This is a genomic window from Staphylococcus pseudoxylosus (assembly GCF_044794325.1).
In the GTDB taxonomy this organism is placed as follows: Bacteria; Bacillota; Bacilli; order Staphylococcales; family Staphylococcaceae; genus Staphylococcus; species Staphylococcus pseudoxylosus.
Genome location: NZ_CP085024.1, coordinates 669,836 through 687,143 on the forward strand (window position 1 = coordinate 669,836; position 17,308 = coordinate 687,143).

At 30.9% G+C, this 17,308-nt stretch carries 17 protein-coding genes and 1 pseudogene; 11 read left to right on the forward strand and 7 right to left on the reverse strand.

Annotated elements, in window-relative coordinates; genetic code table 11:
- Window positions 1-14: 14 nt before the first annotated feature.
- Window positions 15-824, reverse strand: a complete 810-nt coding sequence (gene yidC / locus LG295_RS02975; protein WP_404476372.1) for a membrane protein insertase YidC — start codon at window positions 822-824, stop codon at window positions 15-17.
- A gap of 161 nt (window positions 825-985) precedes the next feature.
- Window positions 986-3,007 (reverse strand): cation:proton antiporter, encoded by a 2,022-nt coding sequence (locus LG295_RS02980; RefSeq protein WP_404476375.1) that lies wholly within the window; start codon window positions 3,005-3,007, stop codon window positions 986-988.
- A gap of 178 nt (window positions 3,008-3,185) precedes the next feature.
- On the opposite strand from LG295_RS02980, the gene LG295_RS02985 reads away from it, so the two are divergent.
- Entirely contained in the window at window positions 3,186-3,995 is an 810-nt protein-coding gene (locus tag LG295_RS02985) for a metallophosphoesterase (protein ID WP_318832659.1), read from the forward strand.
- A 116-nt stretch (window positions 3,996-4,111) separates the two neighbouring features.
- Here LG295_RS02985 and LG295_RS02990 read toward each other — a convergent pair whose 3' ends face one another.
- Window positions 4,112-4,723 (reverse strand): C39 family peptidase, encoded by a 612-nt coding sequence (locus LG295_RS02990; RefSeq protein WP_107558863.1) that lies wholly within the window; start codon window positions 4,721-4,723, stop codon window positions 4,112-4,114.
- Window positions 4,724-4,910: 187 nt separating this feature from the next.
- On the opposite strand from LG295_RS02990, the gene LG295_RS02995 reads away from it, so the two are divergent.
- Entirely contained in the window at window positions 4,911-5,375 is a 465-nt protein-coding gene (locus LG295_RS02995) for a GyrI-like domain-containing protein (RefSeq protein WP_107530017.1), read from the forward strand.
- 170 nt (window positions 5,376-5,545) lie between these two features.
- On the opposite strand, the gene LG295_RS03000 is transcribed toward LG295_RS02995, so the two are convergent.
- Window positions 5,546-6,748: a multidrug effflux MFS transporter gene (locus LG295_RS03000; protein ID WP_404476380.1), complete on the reverse strand. Its 1,203-nt coding sequence runs from the start codon at window positions 6,746-6,748 to the stop codon at window positions 5,546-5,548.
- Window positions 6,749-7,032: 284 nt separating this feature from the next.
- Between LG295_RS03000 and LG295_RS03005 the strand changes: the two genes are divergently transcribed.
- Both LG295_RS03005 and LG295_RS03010 read left to right on the forward strand, forming a co-directional pair.
- Entirely contained in the window at window positions 7,033-7,413 is a 381-nt protein-coding gene (locus LG295_RS03005; protein ID WP_107530015.1) for a GtrA family protein, read from the forward strand.
- Window positions 7,414-7,747: 334 nt separating this feature from the next.
- Window positions 7,748-8,617, forward strand: coding sequence for a cation diffusion facilitator family transporter (locus LG295_RS03010; protein ID WP_107530014.1), 870 nt, complete (start codon window positions 7,748-7,750; stop codon window positions 8,615-8,617).
- A 472-nt stretch (window positions 8,618-9,089) separates the two neighbouring features.
- On the opposite strand, the gene LG295_RS03015 is transcribed toward LG295_RS03010, so the two are convergent.
- Window positions 9,090-9,467: a hypothetical protein gene (locus LG295_RS03015; RefSeq protein WP_107558872.1), complete on the reverse strand. Its 378-nt coding sequence runs from the start codon at window positions 9,465-9,467 to the stop codon at window positions 9,090-9,092.
- 370 nt (window positions 9,468-9,837) lie between these two features.
- On the opposite strand from LG295_RS03015, the gene LG295_RS03020 reads away from it, so the two are divergent.
- Complete coding sequence (locus LG295_RS03020; RefSeq protein ID WP_107558795.1) at window positions 9,838-10,524, forward strand: 2,3-diphosphoglycerate-dependent phosphoglycerate mutase; 687 nt, start codon at window positions 9,838-9,840, stop codon at window positions 10,522-10,524.
- 211 nt (window positions 10,525-10,735) lie between these two features.
- Here LG295_RS03020 and LG295_RS03025 read toward each other — a convergent pair whose 3' ends face one another.
- The gene (locus tag LG295_RS03025) at window positions 10,736-10,840 is read right to left on the reverse strand and encodes a putative metal homeostasis protein (protein WP_107530011.1); all 105 of its coding nucleotides are present in this window, start codon (window positions 10,838-10,840) and stop codon (window positions 10,736-10,738) included.
- Between the two features lie 221 nt (window positions 10,841-11,061).
- Between LG295_RS03025 and LG295_RS03030 the strand changes: the two genes are divergently transcribed.
- Window positions 11,062-12,507 (forward strand): MDR family MFS transporter, encoded by a 1,446-nt coding sequence (locus tag LG295_RS03030; RefSeq protein ID WP_107530010.1) that lies wholly within the window; start codon window positions 11,062-11,064, stop codon window positions 12,505-12,507.
- A 30-nt stretch (window positions 12,508-12,537) separates the two neighbouring features.
- Complete coding sequence (locus LG295_RS03035) at window positions 12,538-12,873, forward strand: ASCH domain-containing protein (RefSeq protein WP_107530009.1); 336 nt, start codon at window positions 12,538-12,540, stop codon at window positions 12,871-12,873.
- Window positions 12,874-13,034: 161 nt separating this feature from the next.
- On the opposite strand, the pseudogene LG295_RS03040 reads toward LG295_RS03035, so the two are convergent.
- Window positions 13,035-13,363: pseudogene (locus LG295_RS03040) on the reverse strand (peptidoglycan bridge formation glycyltransferase FemA/FemB family protein); the annotation flags it as partial.
- A gap of 318 nt (window positions 13,364-13,681) precedes the next feature.
- Here LG295_RS03040 and LG295_RS03045 point away from each other — a divergent pair.
- The 4 genes from LG295_RS03045 to LG295_RS03060 all read left to right on the forward strand — a co-directional run bounded on the left by LG295_RS03045 (window position 13,682) and on the right by LG295_RS03060 (window position 17,152).
- Window positions 13,682-14,050 (forward strand): DUF4467 domain-containing protein, encoded by a 369-nt coding sequence (locus tag LG295_RS03045; protein WP_107530008.1) that lies wholly within the window; start codon window positions 13,682-13,684, stop codon window positions 14,048-14,050.
- 41 nt (window positions 14,051-14,091) lie between these two features.
- Window positions 14,092-14,694, forward strand: a complete 603-nt coding sequence (locus LG295_RS03050; RefSeq protein WP_107530007.1) for a DsbA family protein — start codon at window positions 14,092-14,094, stop codon at window positions 14,692-14,694.
- Window positions 14,695-14,921: 227 nt separating this feature from the next.
- Window positions 14,922-16,466 (forward strand): zinc ABC transporter substrate-binding lipoprotein AdcA, encoded by a 1,545-nt coding sequence (gene adcA / locus LG295_RS03055; RefSeq protein ID WP_318832663.1) that lies wholly within the window; start codon window positions 14,922-14,924, stop codon window positions 16,464-16,466.
- 170 nt (window positions 16,467-16,636) lie between these two features.
- Window positions 16,637-17,152, forward strand: coding sequence for a YceI family protein (locus LG295_RS03060; RefSeq protein WP_017722761.1), 516 nt, complete (start codon window positions 16,637-16,639; stop codon window positions 17,150-17,152).
- Window positions 17,153-17,308: the final 156 nt, after the last annotated feature.

Sequence of the window (17,308 nt, forward strand, 5' to 3'; positions counted from 1 at the left end):
GTTTTAAAATACATTTAAGTCGATTTACGCTCATCTAACTCATCTTGAAGATGCATTGCTTTGTTGCGTGCAAGTTTACCGTAATAAGCATGCGCAAAATGCATTTGAATAATTAAAAATAACCCACCAACGGTCCAATATAGTCCAAGTGCTGCAGCGGAATGTAGGGAAATATACGTGATAAATATAGGTGATAAAACCATTAATACGTAGTGTGTTTTTCTTTGATCTTTAGGGTAATGACGTGCATTTATTAATGGTTGGAAGAAATATACTATTGCTGCAAGTAGTGAAATCCAAAAATTAGGTTCGGTTAAGTTAAACCACAAAAAGTCTGGATAACGCTCAATACCATCTCCTGTAGGATACTTTAAAGTTATTATTAAGCCGAATAATATAGGCAATTGAATCAGTATAGGCAAACATCCTAGAACATTTTTTAAAGGATTAATATCATATTGTTTATAAAAAGCTATTAACGATTTTTGTGCTTTGTTTTTTTCTTCTTGTGAATTTGCAATTTTAATATTGTTTCTTAACTCATCAATCTGCGATTGGACAATTTTTGTTTTTTCACGCATCATATGCATGTTTTTTACTTGTGCAAGCATAAAAGGAAGTAGAAAAAGTCTTATTAGTAACACGATTGTGATGATTGCTAAACCATAATCATCTCTGTATAAATGTCCTAATCCATGTAACAACATGTCTATGGGTTGGACAAAAATTGAATAAAATAAGCCACTTCTAGCTTCATCTTTAGAATAATCACAACCAGTTAAAAACAAGGGGGATAATAGTACCAAGAGCCTTTTCCAATACATGATATATTTCCTCCAATTAATGTATTATTAAATATAACTTTAACACAATTAAAATGTGAATTTAAGGCTTTAAAAATACAAAGTTAGCTGCATATTTTATATTGTAATAATGAAAAAAGTCACTACCCCCCAATGTGAAATAGGGTGTAGTGACAGTCGTTTTATTTTGAAGTTAAGATGATTTCATTGTAATTAATATGTTCTCTTACTTGTGCAGCAACATGCGCATCTATTTGCTTATTTTGGATTAGTTCATCAAGATATGTTCTCTGGATGTATAATCCTTCTAATTTATGCGCTTCAGTGATTGTGTCTGGTGTTTCATTTTGTGTTTTACGATTTCTTCTGATTCTGTGAAGTCTGTTGTAATACTGGTTTAAAACAATATTTACTTCTAATACGTTTTCGTTAGTTTGCTCTTCCTTTAAACGCAGTGCAATATTATGATGTACGATACGCATAACTTTCTTCACTTCTTGAAAATTCGATTTAAATTGCTTTAATTGAGAACTTTCTACATGTTTCTTCGCTCTCCATCTTAAGATTAACATTTTAATCACAACTTTAAATTTATGAACAGCAGATGATTCCTTAAATTGTTTTGAAGTTTCTATTGCTGAGCGATAATTCAAAATCGTTTGACGGTCAACTTTATTTTGAGTTACTAAACGTTCTAACGTTTCTGTCTCTATTTCGCTAGCAATTGTTTCTAGTCGTTTTACTTCTTTAGCATTATTTTCTTCAGGTGTCATCTGCAGTAGGAAGAGTAGTTCATCAAAATAATCAGAAATAACGGTACTATAATTTGTTGATGTGTGTGTTTTAGACTTTGTTTTAAAATGTTTAATAACATGTTGTACTATATAAATTTTGGCAACCGCATAGCTCATAGTGGTTGATGTTGATTTCTCTTCCGAAGGTGTAATAATAGGTAGCACGATTTGAGCCATGACTAAACTAATAATTACCATTAATGAGGCAATAAATAGTAAATCATTTTTATAAGTAAAGGTTTGTTGTTGGGCTAATAATGTAGGCAATGTTAATGCCATAGATAGAGAAATTGTTCCGTGAATCCCACACATTGTCATAATGAACGCATAGTGTGCACGTTTTGGCGGTACTTCATATTGGTCATTGAGATAAGATTGAATGTTATTTGGATAGTAAAATTGTTTGAATAATATAAAGACCCATAAAAAACGGAAAACATAAATAGCTAGTGCAATTAGTAATGTTGTAATGATCAGAAATATAATGTTTTGCGGTTCGTCTTTGAATATTGCAGAAACAACTTCAGGTACAATATAACCTAATACGACAAAGACAAAGCCATTAAGAACATAACTTAATGTACTCCATATCTGGTTATAGTTCATTTGTAGTTCGGTTTGAGCACGAATCAATCGTTCACGTTCAAATCCATGTATTAAACCAGCCACTACAACTGCAATGATACCCGATGCATGCAACATTTCGGAGATAAAATAGACGACGAAAGGTGTTAATAATTGAATGAAAATCATTGTATTACCATCTTTAAGACCTTTGTGCATAGAAAGATAAACACGTAGTCGTACAATCATAAAGCCAAAAATTGCACCTATCAATATGCCTAGAATCGTTGAAATAATAAATTGTTCTATTGCATCGAATGCAGAAAATGCACCTGTAACAAGTGCTGTGACAGCAATTTTGAAAGAGATAATACCAGCAGCATCATTTAATAACGACTCACCTTCTAAAATAGTTAATGCGCCCTTAGGTAGAATTTTCCCTTTAGTAATAGCTTGTACAGCGACTGCATCTGTTGGGCATAAAATGGCTGCTATTGCGAAGGCAGCAGGCATTGGTAACTCAGGCCAAATCCATCCAATGAAATAACCTACACCTATCACAGTTGTAAATACTAACGCCATTGCCATTAAAATAATAGGTTTGCGATATTCTAACAGTTTAGACCGAGATATATGTGTCCCCTCAACAAATAGTAATGGGGCAATCACAGCCATCATAAATACTTCTGGTTCAAATTCAAAATGTAACGGGATAGGGAGAATATATAAACAAACGCCTAACCCAATTTGAATGAACGCCATAGGTATCTGTGGAAACTTGTTATGTATAATTGAACTTATAATTACTGCTATAATAAATATTAAAAAAGCTTCTAATAATAACATACTTACTCCTTATTTTTTGATTGTTTTATATTACCATTATCACAAAAGCATAGATAGTAATTTTTTTGGAAATATAATAGACTTCAATACTTAATTAATTTATAGGCGCATGATTTAAAAGTGAATATAGAAATGTGTCATAATAGAGCTGTTAAGATAATAAAGGATTGTGATTGTAATGAAAATAGGTGTCATATCAGATTTGCATATTGATCGCCACAAAAAATTAACACCAGAGGATTATACCCACGAATTAGTAAAAGTCATACAGAAGCGAAAGATAGAACGCTTACTTATTGCAGGAGATATTTCTAATAATTATAAATTAACGCATCGGTTTATCAATGATGTAGAGACGCAGTCACATATAAAAATACTATTTATTCCAGGAAATCATGACTTTTGGGCTACAGATACGGATGCATCGTCCGCTGAAATTTTAGAGTACTATATGAATATGGAAGCGTGTTTGATAGGGAAACCTTATCACCTCAATGACTCATGGGCGATTGTTGGTAATACAGGTTGGTATGACTATACGTATGCAAGTCCAGAATTTTCACTTGAGCGCATTGCTCGTAGAAGATATTATGGTGCCACTTGGCAAGACAAAGTCAAAATAGATTGGCCTATGGAAGATAGAAAGCTATCATCTATTGCTGCAAAACAAACAATTAAAGATATGGAGGAAGTGAAACATAAACGTATTATTTTAATGACGCATATTGTGACACACCCTAGGTTTGCTGTGCCAATGCCTCATAGAATATTTGATTATTTTAATGCTTTTATTGGGACTTCTGATTTTGATGAGGTTTATCAGCGATATGATATTCGATATAGCATTATGGGACATGTTCATTTTAGAAAAGCCTTTGAAGAACAGGGGATAACATATATTTGCTCGTGTCTTGGTTATCAAAGAGAATGGCGTTCTGATAATATAGAACAAGAAATTAATCATGCTTTATATACAATTAACGTATAGTGAAATAAGCGACCATAAATGAACATGGTCGCTTATTTTATTGTAATTATCTATAGCAGCGCCTAATATGACTATTTGATAAGCGACTCATTTTTGCTAAACCAACGCAAAAGTAGTTACGGTTGAATATGAAAACTCAAACGGCCGGGTGCGTCATAACTTTGCGCTAACTTTGATTTATTAATTTTTATTATTTGATATTTATTCGGCATTAGTGCTGGCAATACAATTAATTTTCCTATATGAGACCAAAGTGGATCGATGTAATAGTAATGATCATCATCATAGCCAATGAGTAAAGTTACATGAATATTAGAAACCAATTTAGTAGGTTGGTTATCAAATTTATAAGTACGACGCAAAGGTCGCTGTCCGAGGACAGTATGATAAATAACAACGGGTTGACCATTGTCTAAAACTGCACATAAATCAGTTAACGACTGACCAGTACTATCTATAATTTTTTGGTCATATCGTTTGAGATGTGGGACGAGCGCGGAAGGGAAAATAGTTTGATGATGTCCCCATTTAATCCATAAGTGATGTCCTACGTATCCTTTGTAAGGGTTGTTTTTATGTTTAGGCCAATGCTTCATTATTTGAGTGGCGGGTATTTTGTGCTGATTGAATTGTAACATCATTGCTGTGGATACACCTTCACAGCCCATAATCATTGGTATTGGAAATAATTGACTAATTGGTTTAACAGGTAATATATTTAATTTCATGATGATGCTCTCCCTAATGATTTGTACTTCAATGTAAAAATAAAGCAATTTTACATTGTATTTATTATATAGCTATTCTTAAAAGTTGCCTATTAAGATGCTTAACCTAATATGACAATAGCTTAGAATAGATATTGTTAAGATGTTTTGGTTATAATAGCATAAAAAAGAAAGTGGGGGATTACATATGAAACATAGAATTGAAACACTACCAACGTTATCTGTATTAGGAGAAAAAAGAGAATATGCCACTGGACAAAAAGCACAAGAAAATATTTTTATGTTCTGGATGGATTTTGATGAAAGTGGCAAAAAACACGACTTATTGAAATTAGGTAATGAACATTTACCAGGTCTATTAGGAGTATGTAAACCACTTGATAACGGAGAAATGCATTATTTAATAGGTGTTACGAGTGATGAGGAAGATGAAATATGGCAACAAACAGAAATAGCAAGTGGGAGATACCTTGTATTTGATGCTGAAGGACCAGTGCCAGGTTCTATAAAAAATGCAATGGAATCTATTAATAGACATATTTTACCAACATTAGATTATGAATTGCGAAATGCGCCATTTTTTGAGTTTTATAAAGAAGGGGAAATTAGAGCTGAGGATTATATTACAGAAATCTGGTTACCGATTGTTTAAATTAAAAAGAAAAGCTTAATTAAAAAAGGGACAGGATACAAATCAAAAAATTTAAAATTGATTTAGTATCCCTGTCCCATTAAGCGTGGCTAAGGTAAAAACCATACATATATAATTTTTTTATCTTAGTCATTTTTGACGAGTTAATCGGTGTTGTTAACAGTAAAATATTACACATTTTGCTTCTTCATGATAGATTTTAATAGTATTTCCAATAAAATAATTAATATAGCAGTAATCGTTAGGATAATGAGATAAGGCATAACACTATATTCACCTTTTAATCCAACAAGAGGAGACATAATGCCACCTAAAATAAATTGGAATAACCCAAGCAAACTTGATGCGTTACCACTGCCACCTGTTCGAGATTCCATAGCTAATGTGAAACTTAAAGGACCAATTCCTGTTACAGGACATACATTAAGGAAAAAGGCGATGATTAATACCCACAATGGTAAATGGAATATAAGCGTGAAAATAATCAACACAACGCCTGCAATTTGTATTAATGTTAGTAGTATAAGGAGAAAATAGCGATTAATATATTCAACGAGTAGGGCTGTTAATTGACTCATGATAATTAAGCCGATACCATTTAACGCGAATAAAATACTAAATTGTTGTGGTGTCATATCGTAAATCTTCTGCGTGATAAACGGTGCGGCAGAAGAAAAACTAAAGAGCATCACATAGGTTAACCCTTGCAATAGCATTGGAATGATAAACGCAGGTTTCTTTAGTAGATATCCAAAATCTTTAAATATTAACGAAAAGTTAAGTTTGGTAAGATCTGTATCTCTCGTTTCTTCCATTTTAAAAAACGCAAAAATTAATATCGCAAAGCTGACAATGGTTAAAATTAGGAAGATTGCTTTCCAATTTGAAACGCTTAAGGCATACCCACCGATTAAAGGTGCAAGAATAGTGATAATCCCATTAACAACTAGTAAAGAGGCGAGTCCTTTTGCTAAAGACTTTCCTTTATGCTGATCGCCAATGGACGCTTTGGCAATGACGATAGCACCTCCGCCAGTTAACCCTTGTATAAGACGTATTACAAGTAACAGTGATAATGATGTTGTAAATACTGCTATTAATGAAGCAATAACGTATATTGAAATAATAAGTAATGCTATTTTTTTACGACCATATGCATCAGATAATGGCCCGAATGTAAATTGTCCAATTGCAAGTCCAATCATAGCAAACGACAGTGTAAGTTGTACTTGTGAAGTAGTTGTACCAAAATCACTCTGTACATTTGGTAGTGAAGGGACATACATATCTATTGTTAAAGGTCCAAAAGTAGTCATAATACCCAACATAATAATGACCATTAAAGGTAGTTGGCGATTTGTAATTTTATCCATATAAAGTACTCCTTTAAGCACAGTTAGTTACGTTATTATAATAAAAAATTGAATGTTTAGTAACTAGATTATTATCGCACACGTGAATATAAATGCAATGACAAAATTACATATTTCATACGTGCACATTATTTAAGATATTATTTTTAATATATAATACAATATATTATGTTAAAATACTGATTAATAAGCAATATATTTTTAAGACATATCTCAAGTTGGTAGACAAGTTATGTTTTATTGTAGTATGGACATTTTAGATTGTCACACAAAGGAGAAAATTGATGCATTTAACCAAGACACAATATGAAATTGTAAAATTTATTCTTGTTGGTGGTATTAATACCTTTAATTATTACGTGGTTTATTTATTTTTATTAAAGTTAATTGATATCAATTATTTAGTCAGTCATATCAGTGGATTTGTTGTTAGTTTTATAGTTTCTTATTATCTTAATTGTTATTTTGTATATAAAGTAAAACCGACATGGCGCAAATTTATTCAATTCCCATTAACTCAAGTTGTTAATATGGGGATGCAAACCATCTTACTATATATATTTGTACAATGGTTCCACATTTCATCTGTGATCGCACCATTTGCTGGACTTATTATTACTATACCCATTACGTTTGTATTATCTAAATATATATTGAGAGACTGATATTAAATGAAATGTTGACGAAAGATCATTGTATTACTGAGCATTATTAGTTGCCTAGCTGTATTTATGGAGGGGCTGTGATAATGCTTTTTTATTAAATACTGTTATATTTTAGAAAATATTCAGGAGAACGCTGTTAGAAATACTTAGAGATGCGTTTGTAAATTCGAGATTTTGATTTTAATTTTTACACAATTTAACAGTACAATTTAGGAATGGCTAAAAAAATAATTAACTAAAAAATATTAAATAATTTTATAATAAAAAATGTTGTAAATATGCTTGTGATAGGTCATAATATATAATCCAATATCAATTAAGGTGGATGTAGCACATGACACAAAGTGAAAATTTAAAACTTGCCCAAAAAGGTGCATATTTGAGTTTAATCGTCTATATTATACTTTCTATTTTGAAATTTATAGTAGGGTATATTTATGATTCGGCGGCAGTAAGAGCTGATAGTATCAACAATATGACTGATATTATTGTCTCATTAGCAGTTATTATCGGATTGAAAATTTCTATTAAACCTGCAGATAAGAATCATCCCTACGGTCATTTGAAATCTGAGAATATTTCATCATTATTGGTTTCATTTATTATTATGTTTGTTGGTATTCAAGTAGTAATAGAAAATTTACCCAACATATTTTCTAATGAACACAGTACACCGAATGCGATTACGATTTATGTCAGTGTTATCAGCGGCGTGATTATGTTAGTCGTTTTTATTATCAATCAAAAGCTTGCCAAACGTACAAATAGTAGTTCACTTAATTCTGCGGCAAAAGATAATTTATCAGATGCTTTAGTTAGTATTGGTACCGCGATAGGTTTAGTTTTTACTCAGTTTGGTTTACCAATCATTGATACATTATTAGCAACAGTTTTAGGTTTACTAATTATATATACAGGTTTCGGTATTTTCAAAGAGGCTATATTTACATTAAGTGATGGATTTAATGAACAGGAGTTAGAAGCATATAAGAATTATGTATTAGACATTGAAGAAGTGATTGATGTTCATACTATTAAAGGTAGATATCATGGAAGCAGTATTTTTGTCGATGTAACAATCGTTGTAGATTCAGACTTATCATTAGAAGAGGCGCACCATATTTGTGATAAAGTAGAACAACATATGCATGATAAAGGCATATCATCTGTGTATGTGCACCCTGAACCTGCTTCAATACAGTAAAACCGATTATTATGATAAAAATACATCATTTATCAAGCTCATACAACTGAATAGGTATATAGTATCAACGATAAAAGCTAATATAGTATGTTGCGTTGTAGTGAATTAAAACAGAAGTTTCAATTGATAATATTAGTTGAGCCATGTTATAAGATTAATATACAAGGCACCTCGTTAATTTAGTTTAGTAGTGTTTATTAAACTAAATTAACGAGGTGCCTTATTTTTTAATGTATTTCAATATAAAATTACATATGAATGCGACGTATTTTGTGAGCCACTTGAGGGAACAGGACAAGCTGAAGACTAAAGGCTGAAATCGTTTCCTAAGAAAGCGAGGCAACAATACGAAATATTGAATAAAAAAGAAGCACTCAGATGAATTGAATTAAATCATCTGAGTGCTATTTTTCTGGGATTGATGTCCCAGCCTTTGATTATATTATTTAAAACTAGAAATTAGGTATTATACTTACCACCAGCCGTTAGCTACACGGAAATCAATTGCTGCGTCAACTGAACCATAACGTTCTTCGGCATAGTTAATCATACCTTTAGTTTGTTCTTCAACTGATCCAGTTCCCCAAGACTCTTTAGTTTGTCCTAAACCTCTATAGCCTAATTCATTTACAGCATCTGGATTACCGCTTGATTCTGGCATTACAATATTGTCCCATAAAGCTTTAGTACCACCTGCTTCAATAAATTGATCGTATACATCATTTGTTGATTGTGTTGTTTGTTGTACAGGTGTTTCAGCTGCGTCAGCTGTTGATACATTTGAGCTTACGCCCAATCCAGTTGTTGCAATTGTAATCGATGCGAAAGATGTTAATAATAATTTTTTCATTGTTAAAAATCCTCCTAATTGGTTTTACCTGTGTCAGAAAATGAACTATACAGGTTTATATATTTCTTATAGTTATTGTTGTATTTACTTGCTTATTCTTAATTTCTTAATTCAACGTTTACAACTATAACACTATAAAAAAGCGCGTAGGTTACAATGAAATAAAAATAAAGTATCTTTTGTGAATAAAAGAAGACATTTATTTCAAAAATGTGTGTAAATTGTTATAATTTTAATATATAGAGAATCAAGATAAATATGTAAATGCTTTTATGAAAGCATTTATGATATATTTCATAAATTATTTTTGTTGTAACATTTTTGTAAAAAACAGAAGAATTATATTTTATTTAATGAAAGAAGGAATAATATGCCAAAATTAATTTTATGTAGACATGGACAAAGCGTTTGGAATGCTGAAAATTTATTTACGGGATGGGCAGATGTAGATTTATCTGACCAAGGTAAAAATGAAGCCATTACTTCCGGTAAAAAATTAAAAGATCAAGGTATCGAAATTGATATTGTATATACTTCATTACTAGAAAGAGCTATTAAAACTACGTTTCACCTGTTAAATGAATCTGATCAATTGTTTATCCCAGTTGTAAAATCTTGGAGGCTAAATGAAAGACATTATGGTGATTTGCAGGGTCTGAATAAAGATGATGCACGTGAAAAATTTGGCGAAGAACAAGTACATATTTGGAGACGCTCTTATGACGTTGCTCCACCTAAACAAAGTGAAGAACAAAGAAATGACTATTTAAATGATAGAAAATATGAACATTTAGATAGAAGAGTTATGCCTGAATCTGAAAGTTTGAAAGATACATTAATAAGAGTGATACCGTATTGGAATGATCAAATCTCACAACAACTATTAGATGGTAAAACTGTGCTTGTTTCGGCACATGGTAACTCATTACGTGCACTTATTAAATATTTGGAAAATGTATCTGATGAAGATATTATTAGCTATGAAATAAAAACAGGTGCACCATTAATATATGAATTGACAGATGATTTACAAGTAATAGATAAGTACTATTTATAGTGAAAATAATAAATAACGTTTATGTGAAACAGTCCGAGGCATTGATCTCATGTCTCGGACTGTTTTATGTGTTTTAACACTTGTATATTTGATTGTTCAGTTATTATTTAAAGATTGAGATTGGGCTTATCAAATCTTTTTTTATATCCGTTTTAAGATTAGGGAAATTACCACCAATTTAATGATCTGTAATAAATAAGGATTGAGTGCATTATTTAGCACGCTTATGTTGTTGAATAATCTTACGTGCACGTTTTCTCGTTTTAATGTTTGGGCTATTCAAGTTACGTCGTGCTGTTTGTAAATCTAATTTCATAAGTTATGACCTCCTTCACAGAAGTAATTATGGACGAAATATACAGTTTTGTAAATAGGAATTGTTACGATTTATTTAAAAACTATCACTTTTATTAATGATATGTAAAAATTACAATATTTTTGAGTATTTTTAATGTTATATTTTCAAAATATATGTATAATGCACCAATGTGGCTAATTTATCAAAGGCTAAACTATAAGAAAATGTAGGAGAGAAAAATGACTCAAAAAACTAAAATAATAATGATATTGATGATGTTGTTTGGTGGTTTCTTTGGACTTTTAAATGAAACATTATTGACCACAGCATTACCAAGTATAATGAAGGACTTTAATATAGATTATACGCAAGTACAATGGTTAACTACAGCGTTCTTGTTAACTAATGGTGTCGTTATACCATTATCAGCAATGGTGATACAACGCTTTTCGACAAGACAAGTGTTTTTAACAGCAATTTCGGTATTCTTTATTGGTACAATAATTGCGGGCTTTAGTCCGAATTTTACAGTTTTATTAAGTGCAAGGATCGTTCAAGCACTTGGTTCAGGTATCATGATGCCTTTAATGATGACAACGATATTAGATATATTTGAACCACATGAACGTGGTAAATATATGGGGACTTTTGGTCTAGTGATTGGTTTGGCTCCAGCAATTGGTCCAACTTTATCAGGATATCTTGTTGAATATTTTGATTGGCGCTCATTATTCCATGTAGTTGCTCCAATTGCAGCATTGACGTTTATAGGTGCATTTAAGTTTGTGAAAAACGTAGGAACAAATAGGAAAGCACCGATTGATATCATATCCATTTCCTTATCAGTATTAGGATTTGGCGGACTTCTGTACGGTACAAGTTCAATTTCACGCGACGGATGGAATGATCCTATTGTTTTAACGTCAGTAATAGGAGGTATAATACTTGTTGCGATTTTTATTTTCCGTCAAACAAAACTAGAAACACCATTACTTGATTTTTCAGTATTTAAAAATAGTCAATTTGCAGTAGGTATTGTTATTATGGCATTTACAATGATATCAATGATAGGTTCTGAGACTGTACTGCCTATGTTTGTCCAAAATATAATGAATGATTCTGCACTTCAATCAGGATTGATATTATTGCCTGGTGCAATCGTCATGGGGATTATGTCTGTAGCTTCAGGTTTCTTATATGAAAAGTATGGCGCGAAAATATTAGCATTTATCGGGATGCTCATCGTAGTAATTACAACATCATACTTTGTTATAATGGATGAAAATACTTCCGCAGCAGTACTAGCAACTGTTTATGCGATTCGTATGATTGGTATTGCACTTGGATTAATGCCATTAATGACACATACAATGAATCAATTATCTCGTGATATGAATGCCCATGGTTCATCTATGACTAATACAGTGCAACAAATATCTGCTTCAATAGGGACAGCAGGTTTGATTACAATCATGAGTCAAGTAGCAAAAGACTTTACACCTAATATGAGTGATTATAAAGGCATGGGTAAAAAAGAAATGGCTATGCAAATCCAACATGAAGCACTTTTAAGTGGTTATCATGCAGCCTTTTGGTTTGCTGTAACTATTTCATTTATTAGCTTAATTAGCGTGTTTATGTTGAAAAGTAAACGTAAAATTGAACAAGAACAAGAAAATCTATAATAATGGAGCGTGAGCCTTATAGAACATTCGATGAGATTAAATGATGAACCATTTCAATTAGTAAAAGAAGGTACAAAGACCATTGAAGTGAGACTGAATGATGCTAAAAGACAGGAAATACAAAGTGGAGACTTTATTACTTTTACAAATTTAAAATCGGCAGAGCAAATAACAGTTGAGGTTATTGGAGTCGAAGTATTTACATCGTTTCAAGCTCTGTTGAATCATTATTCAAATCAAGTGACTGGCTTTAGCAATGATATACAACTATCACAAAAATTAGCATCACTTTACCAGATATACTCACAAACAGATGAGTTGGCTTATGGAGCATTAGCGATTGAAATTCGATTAATAACCAAATAGTTTTAAACATATAAAATAGACTAAATGATATAACTCAAAACACTCATTCATTACTTTAGTATGTAGCTAAAAGTTGGCTTTCAAGTCTAAGCTTTAAGTAATACATAGCTAATAGAATGAATGGGTGTTTTTTATAGAATTGGTTATGTCATATTAACTTGTTATAATTTACTGATTAATTTTCCTAAGTTGTATAATACAGGTCTGACAGGTTTTACAAAGTCACCGATATATTCTTCAACGTGCGCGTTAAATCCTTTTTAAATTGCAGTACACCATAATCAATTGCGGTATCACTAAAATCACCGGTAATACAATAAAAGTGATAGCGATCAATAACGTGAGGCTTAGCGAATTTTATCATTTCTCATTGTAATTTATAAGCACCCATATATGCATTGTATGTAAGATTTGAACTACTAGATAGGTAATATAGTTTATAATCATTATAAATATAAATAGCAGCAGCTAAGTCTAATATTGAACCATCGTCATTTTTAACGCTTAGTAAATGTGCATTATATTGAGCTTCATAATTTATACGTGTTTGGGTATAATGTGAAAAGTGTTTTTGTGTGAATTTTTCGAACTTTCCAGGAGTAATTTCCACAAATAACATTGTTTTCCCTCCTTAAATGACAATATTATAATAATAAGTTTTGCAACGCTTTTTGGTGGAAAACCATGTGTTTAATTACAGATTAATATAGTATATTTTATATATTCGGTGTATGATAAGATTTATGGTGACAATGTATATTAAAATATCTACTTGAGGTAGATATGTTTTAGGAGTGAGTTTTATTCTATGAAGAAGTTATTGATTTTATTTGCTATATTTGGACTGGTACTTGCTGGATGTAGCAGTGGAAAATATGCTGATAAAATAGATAAGGCAGTAAATAAGCAACAGCAATATCAAAAAAACCTTGCTAATCAACATAAAGGTGATGTCGAGCGTAAATTCGATAAAAAAGATGCTAATATCTACGTTAATGAAAAAGGAAAACACATTACAATTGCTTATAAACCATTAAAAAATGATGAGGAAGTTCATTATTATACTTATAATTTTAAAGATGGAAAGGCTAGATATATAAAAGATTTTAATTCTAAAGGTTATTTGCATAAGCATGAACCAGACTATAAAGAAGAAAATATGGATCTGGAAGAATAACAAACAATAAAATAACGAGTTAGAGGTGTACTAATAGGAATATGAAAAAGTTATGGTTATGTATAGGATTAGTAGCTATTATGATATTAGTCACAGCATGTTCAAGTGATCAACATGTACATAAAGATGATAAAATGGATGAAAATGGCAAAATTAAAATAATCGAATACGGTGATTTTAAATGTCCATACTGTAAAAAGGTAGAAACTAATGTAATGCCTAAATTAAAAAAAGAATATATCGATAAAGACAAGGTAGATTATCAATTCGTAAATATGGCATTTTTAGGTGATGACTCTATTATAGGTTCGAGAGCTGGTCACGCGGTTCAGCACGTTGCACCTGATCAATATCTAACGTTTCAAAAGTTAATGTTTGAGCAACAGCCAGATTCTGAAAAGGAATGGATTAATAAATCATTAGTAGATAATCAAATAGATAAATTACCGATAAACCAAGATATGAAAGATAAAATTAAAAAGGAATATACAACGACAGACAGTAAATCTTGGAAAGCTGCAAAGAAAGATCAACAGCAAGCTAAAGAAAATCATGTTGAGACAGCACCAACTGTATATGTCGGCGGTGAAAAATTAGAAGACCCTTATAAATTTAAAAATTATAAAGAAATATTAGATAAATAAACATAATTGTATGTATAGTATACAAAAAATCACAAAAATTTATAATAAAATGCTTTATTTGGAGTGGCATAACTAGACTTATTAAGATATATAAGTCTAGTTATGTCGTTTTTTTTAATATATTTTTAATCGTAAAAGTTACGATTAATTCTCTGTTTGCTATTGCACTTTAGAAAAAAGAAGCTTATAATTATAAATCGTAATAATTACTATTTGGGGGTTTAGAAATGAAAAAATATACATATATCATGTTTAGCTTGATAGCTTTAGTAATGGTGCTAGCAGGGTGTAGCAAAGCTGATTCTGATAAGGGAAACGAAAAAATCAAAGTTAATACGACCGTATTTCCTTTAAAATCATTTGCTGAAGAGATTGGTGGCAAACATGTAGAAGTGGAGTCTATATATCCAGCGGGTACAGATTTACATAGTTATGAACCAACGCAAAAGGATATTATAAATGCTTCAAAAGCGGATTTATTCGTTTATACTGGCGATAATTTAGATCCTGTTGCAAAAAAAGTTGCAGCTACAATTAAAAAAGATGACAAGAAATTATCTTTAGAAAATAAATTAGACAAATCACAATTGCTCACTGATCAACATAGTCACGGTGAATCTGAACATGAAGAGGAGCATGAACACGAACAGGGTGAACACCATCATCATGGTGGGTATGATCCACATGTTTGGCTAGACCCTAAATATAATCAAGTTTTTGCAAAAGCAATTAAAGATGAATTGATTAAAAAAGATCCAGATAACAAGAAGTATTATGAAAAAAATTACAAAAAATTAAATGAAGAATTAAAAAACATAGATGAGAAGATGAAAGAAACTAGTAGTAAGAAACAGGGCAACACTGTATTTATTTCACATGAATCTATTGGTTATCTAGCTGATAGATATGGCTTTGTTCAAAAAGGCGTTCAGAATATGAATGCAGAAGACCCATCACAAAAAGCACTTACTAAAATTGTCAAAGAAATCAAAGCATCAGGTGCCAAATATATATTATACGAAGATAATGTATCTAATAAAGTGACAGATACTATAAGAAAAGAAACATCAGCGAAGCCATTAAAATTCTATAATATGGAATCATTGAATAAAGAACAGCAAAAAGATGAAAATTTAACTTATCAAAAATTAATGAAAGAGAATATTAAAAATATTGATAAAGCATTAAGTGACAATATCCATAGTGATGATGATAAGCATGAATCAAAACATGATAAGGCTATTTCTGATGGTTATTTTAAAGATAAACAAGTTAAAGATAGAGCATTATCTGATTATAAAGGAGATTGGCAATCGGTTTATCCTTATCTCAAAGATGGCACTTTAGACGAAGTGATGAAACATAAAGCTGAAGATGATGACTCTATGACTACTAAAGCATATAAGGCATACTACGATAAAGGGTATAAAACAGATGTTGATAAGATAAAAATTACTGACGATACAATTACATTTAACAAAAATGGTAAAGATATAACTGGAAAATATAGTTACGATGGTAAAGATATTTTGAAATATGAAAAAGGTAATAGAGGCGTTAGATACACATATAAATTAGTAGATAATAATAAAGCATTACCAAAATATGTTCAGTTTAGTGATCATAATATAGCGCCTAAGAAGACAGGACACTTCCATATTTTTACAGGTAACGACAAAGATAAAGTGTTGAAAGAACTAGATAACTGGCCAACTTATTACCCTGAAAAATTAACGAAAACTGAAATCAAAGAAGAGATGTTGGCGCACTAAAAATCATTATACCTACATTTAAATTTTATATTTTGAATGCATAAATTTCTATTTAAAGGGAATAAAATTTAAAGTAACAAAGAAAATAAGCTTTTACGGTTGATATATATTATATAGTTGATATAATTAATATATCAATAAAACTTAAAGACTTTGGAGGTATATTTATAATGACAAAATTTAATTTTGACCCAGCACATTCAGTAGTTGAATTTTCGGTTAAACATTTAATGATATCTAATATTAAAGGTAGATTTACAGAATTTGATGCAAATTTAGAGGGTGACTTAAATGATTTAAGTTCATTATCAGGTGATTTTACTATCAATGCTAATTCAATTGATACACGTGTAGAAGATCGTGACGGTCATTTACGTAGTGGAGATTTCTTAGATGTTGAAAACCATCCTGAAATTAAATTTGAATTAACAAAAGTGGATGATTCATCTGTTACAGGTAATGTAACGATTAAAGGTGTAACCAATGAAGAAACTTTTGATTTATCATATGAAGGCCAAAGTAAAAATCCATTAAATGGTGCTACAACAGCTGGATTTATCGTTAATGGTAAAATTAATCGTGAAAAATACGGAATTACATTTAACCAAGCACTTGAAACAGGTGGCGTTATGATTGGTAAAGATGTATTATTCCAAGTAAGTTTAGAATTTGCTTTAGAAGACTAATACAGTTTTTAAATATAGTAGAATGAGTCATAGTAAAAATACTTATTCTCAAAACAAAGGACTAATCCGTTTTTTTAATCCGGATTAGTCCTTTTTATATAAATATCTTATGATTTTGACTGTGCATGCTTGCTCGATGGTTCGCGGTAGTTCGAA

Bases quoted from the DNA above. Each gene is read 5' to 3' on its own strand.
- LG295_RS02995 (WP_107530017.1), top strand. From the start codon at position 4,911: ATGAAACATAGAATTGAAACACTACCAACGTTATCTGTATTAGGAGAA.
- LG295_RS03030 (WP_107530010.1), top strand. From the start codon at position 11,062: ATGACTCAAAAAACTAAAATAATAATGATATTGATGATGTTGTTTGGT.
- LG295_RS03005 (WP_107530015.1), top strand. From the start codon at position 7,033: ATGCATTTAACCAAGACACAATATGAAATTGTAAAATTTATTCTTGTT.
- LG295_RS03000 (WP_404476380.1), bottom strand. From the start codon at position 6,748: ATGGATAAAATTACAAATCGCCAACTACCTTTAATGGTCATTATTATG.
- LG295_RS03015 (WP_107558872.1), bottom strand. From the start codon at position 9,467: ATGAAAAAATTATTATTAACATCTTTCGCATCGATTACAATTGCAACA.
- LG295_RS02985 (WP_318832659.1), top strand. From the start codon at position 3,186: ATGAAAATAGGTGTCATATCAGATTTGCATATTGATCGCCACAAAAAA.
- yidC (WP_404476372.1), bottom strand. From the start codon at position 824: ATGTATTGGAAAAGGCTCTTGGTACTATTATCCCCCTTGTTTTTAACT.
- adcA (WP_318832663.1), top strand. From the start codon at position 14,922: ATGAAAAAATATACATATATCATGTTTAGCTTGATAGCTTTAGTAATG.
- LG295_RS02980 (WP_404476375.1), bottom strand. From the start codon at position 3,007: ATGTTATTATTAGAAGCTTTTTTAATATTTATTATAGCAGTAATTATA.
- LG295_RS03020 (WP_107558795.1), top strand. From the start codon at position 9,838: ATGCCAAAATTAATTTTATGTAGACATGGACAAAGCGTTTGGAATGCT.
- LG295_RS03035 (WP_107530009.1), top strand. From the start codon at position 12,538: ATGAGATTAAATGATGAACCATTTCAATTAGTAAAAGAAGGTACAAAG.
- LG295_RS03060 (WP_017722761.1), top strand. From the start codon at position 16,637: ATGACAAAATTTAATTTTGACCCAGCACATTCAGTAGTTGAATTTTCG.
- LG295_RS03050 (WP_107530007.1), top strand. From the start codon at position 14,092: ATGAAAAAGTTATGGTTATGTATAGGATTAGTAGCTATTATGATATTA.
- LG295_RS02990 (WP_107558863.1), bottom strand. From the start codon at position 4,723: ATGAAATTAAATATATTACCTGTTAAACCAATTAGTCAATTATTTCCA.
- LG295_RS03010 (WP_107530014.1), top strand. From the start codon at position 7,748: ATGACACAAAGTGAAAATTTAAAACTTGCCCAAAAAGGTGCATATTTG.
- LG295_RS03045 (WP_107530008.1), top strand. From the start codon at position 13,682: ATGAAGAAGTTATTGATTTTATTTGCTATATTTGGACTGGTACTTGCT.
- LG295_RS03025 (WP_107530011.1), bottom strand. From the start codon at position 10,840: ATGAAATTAGATTTACAAACAGCACGACGTAACTTGAATAGCCCAAAC.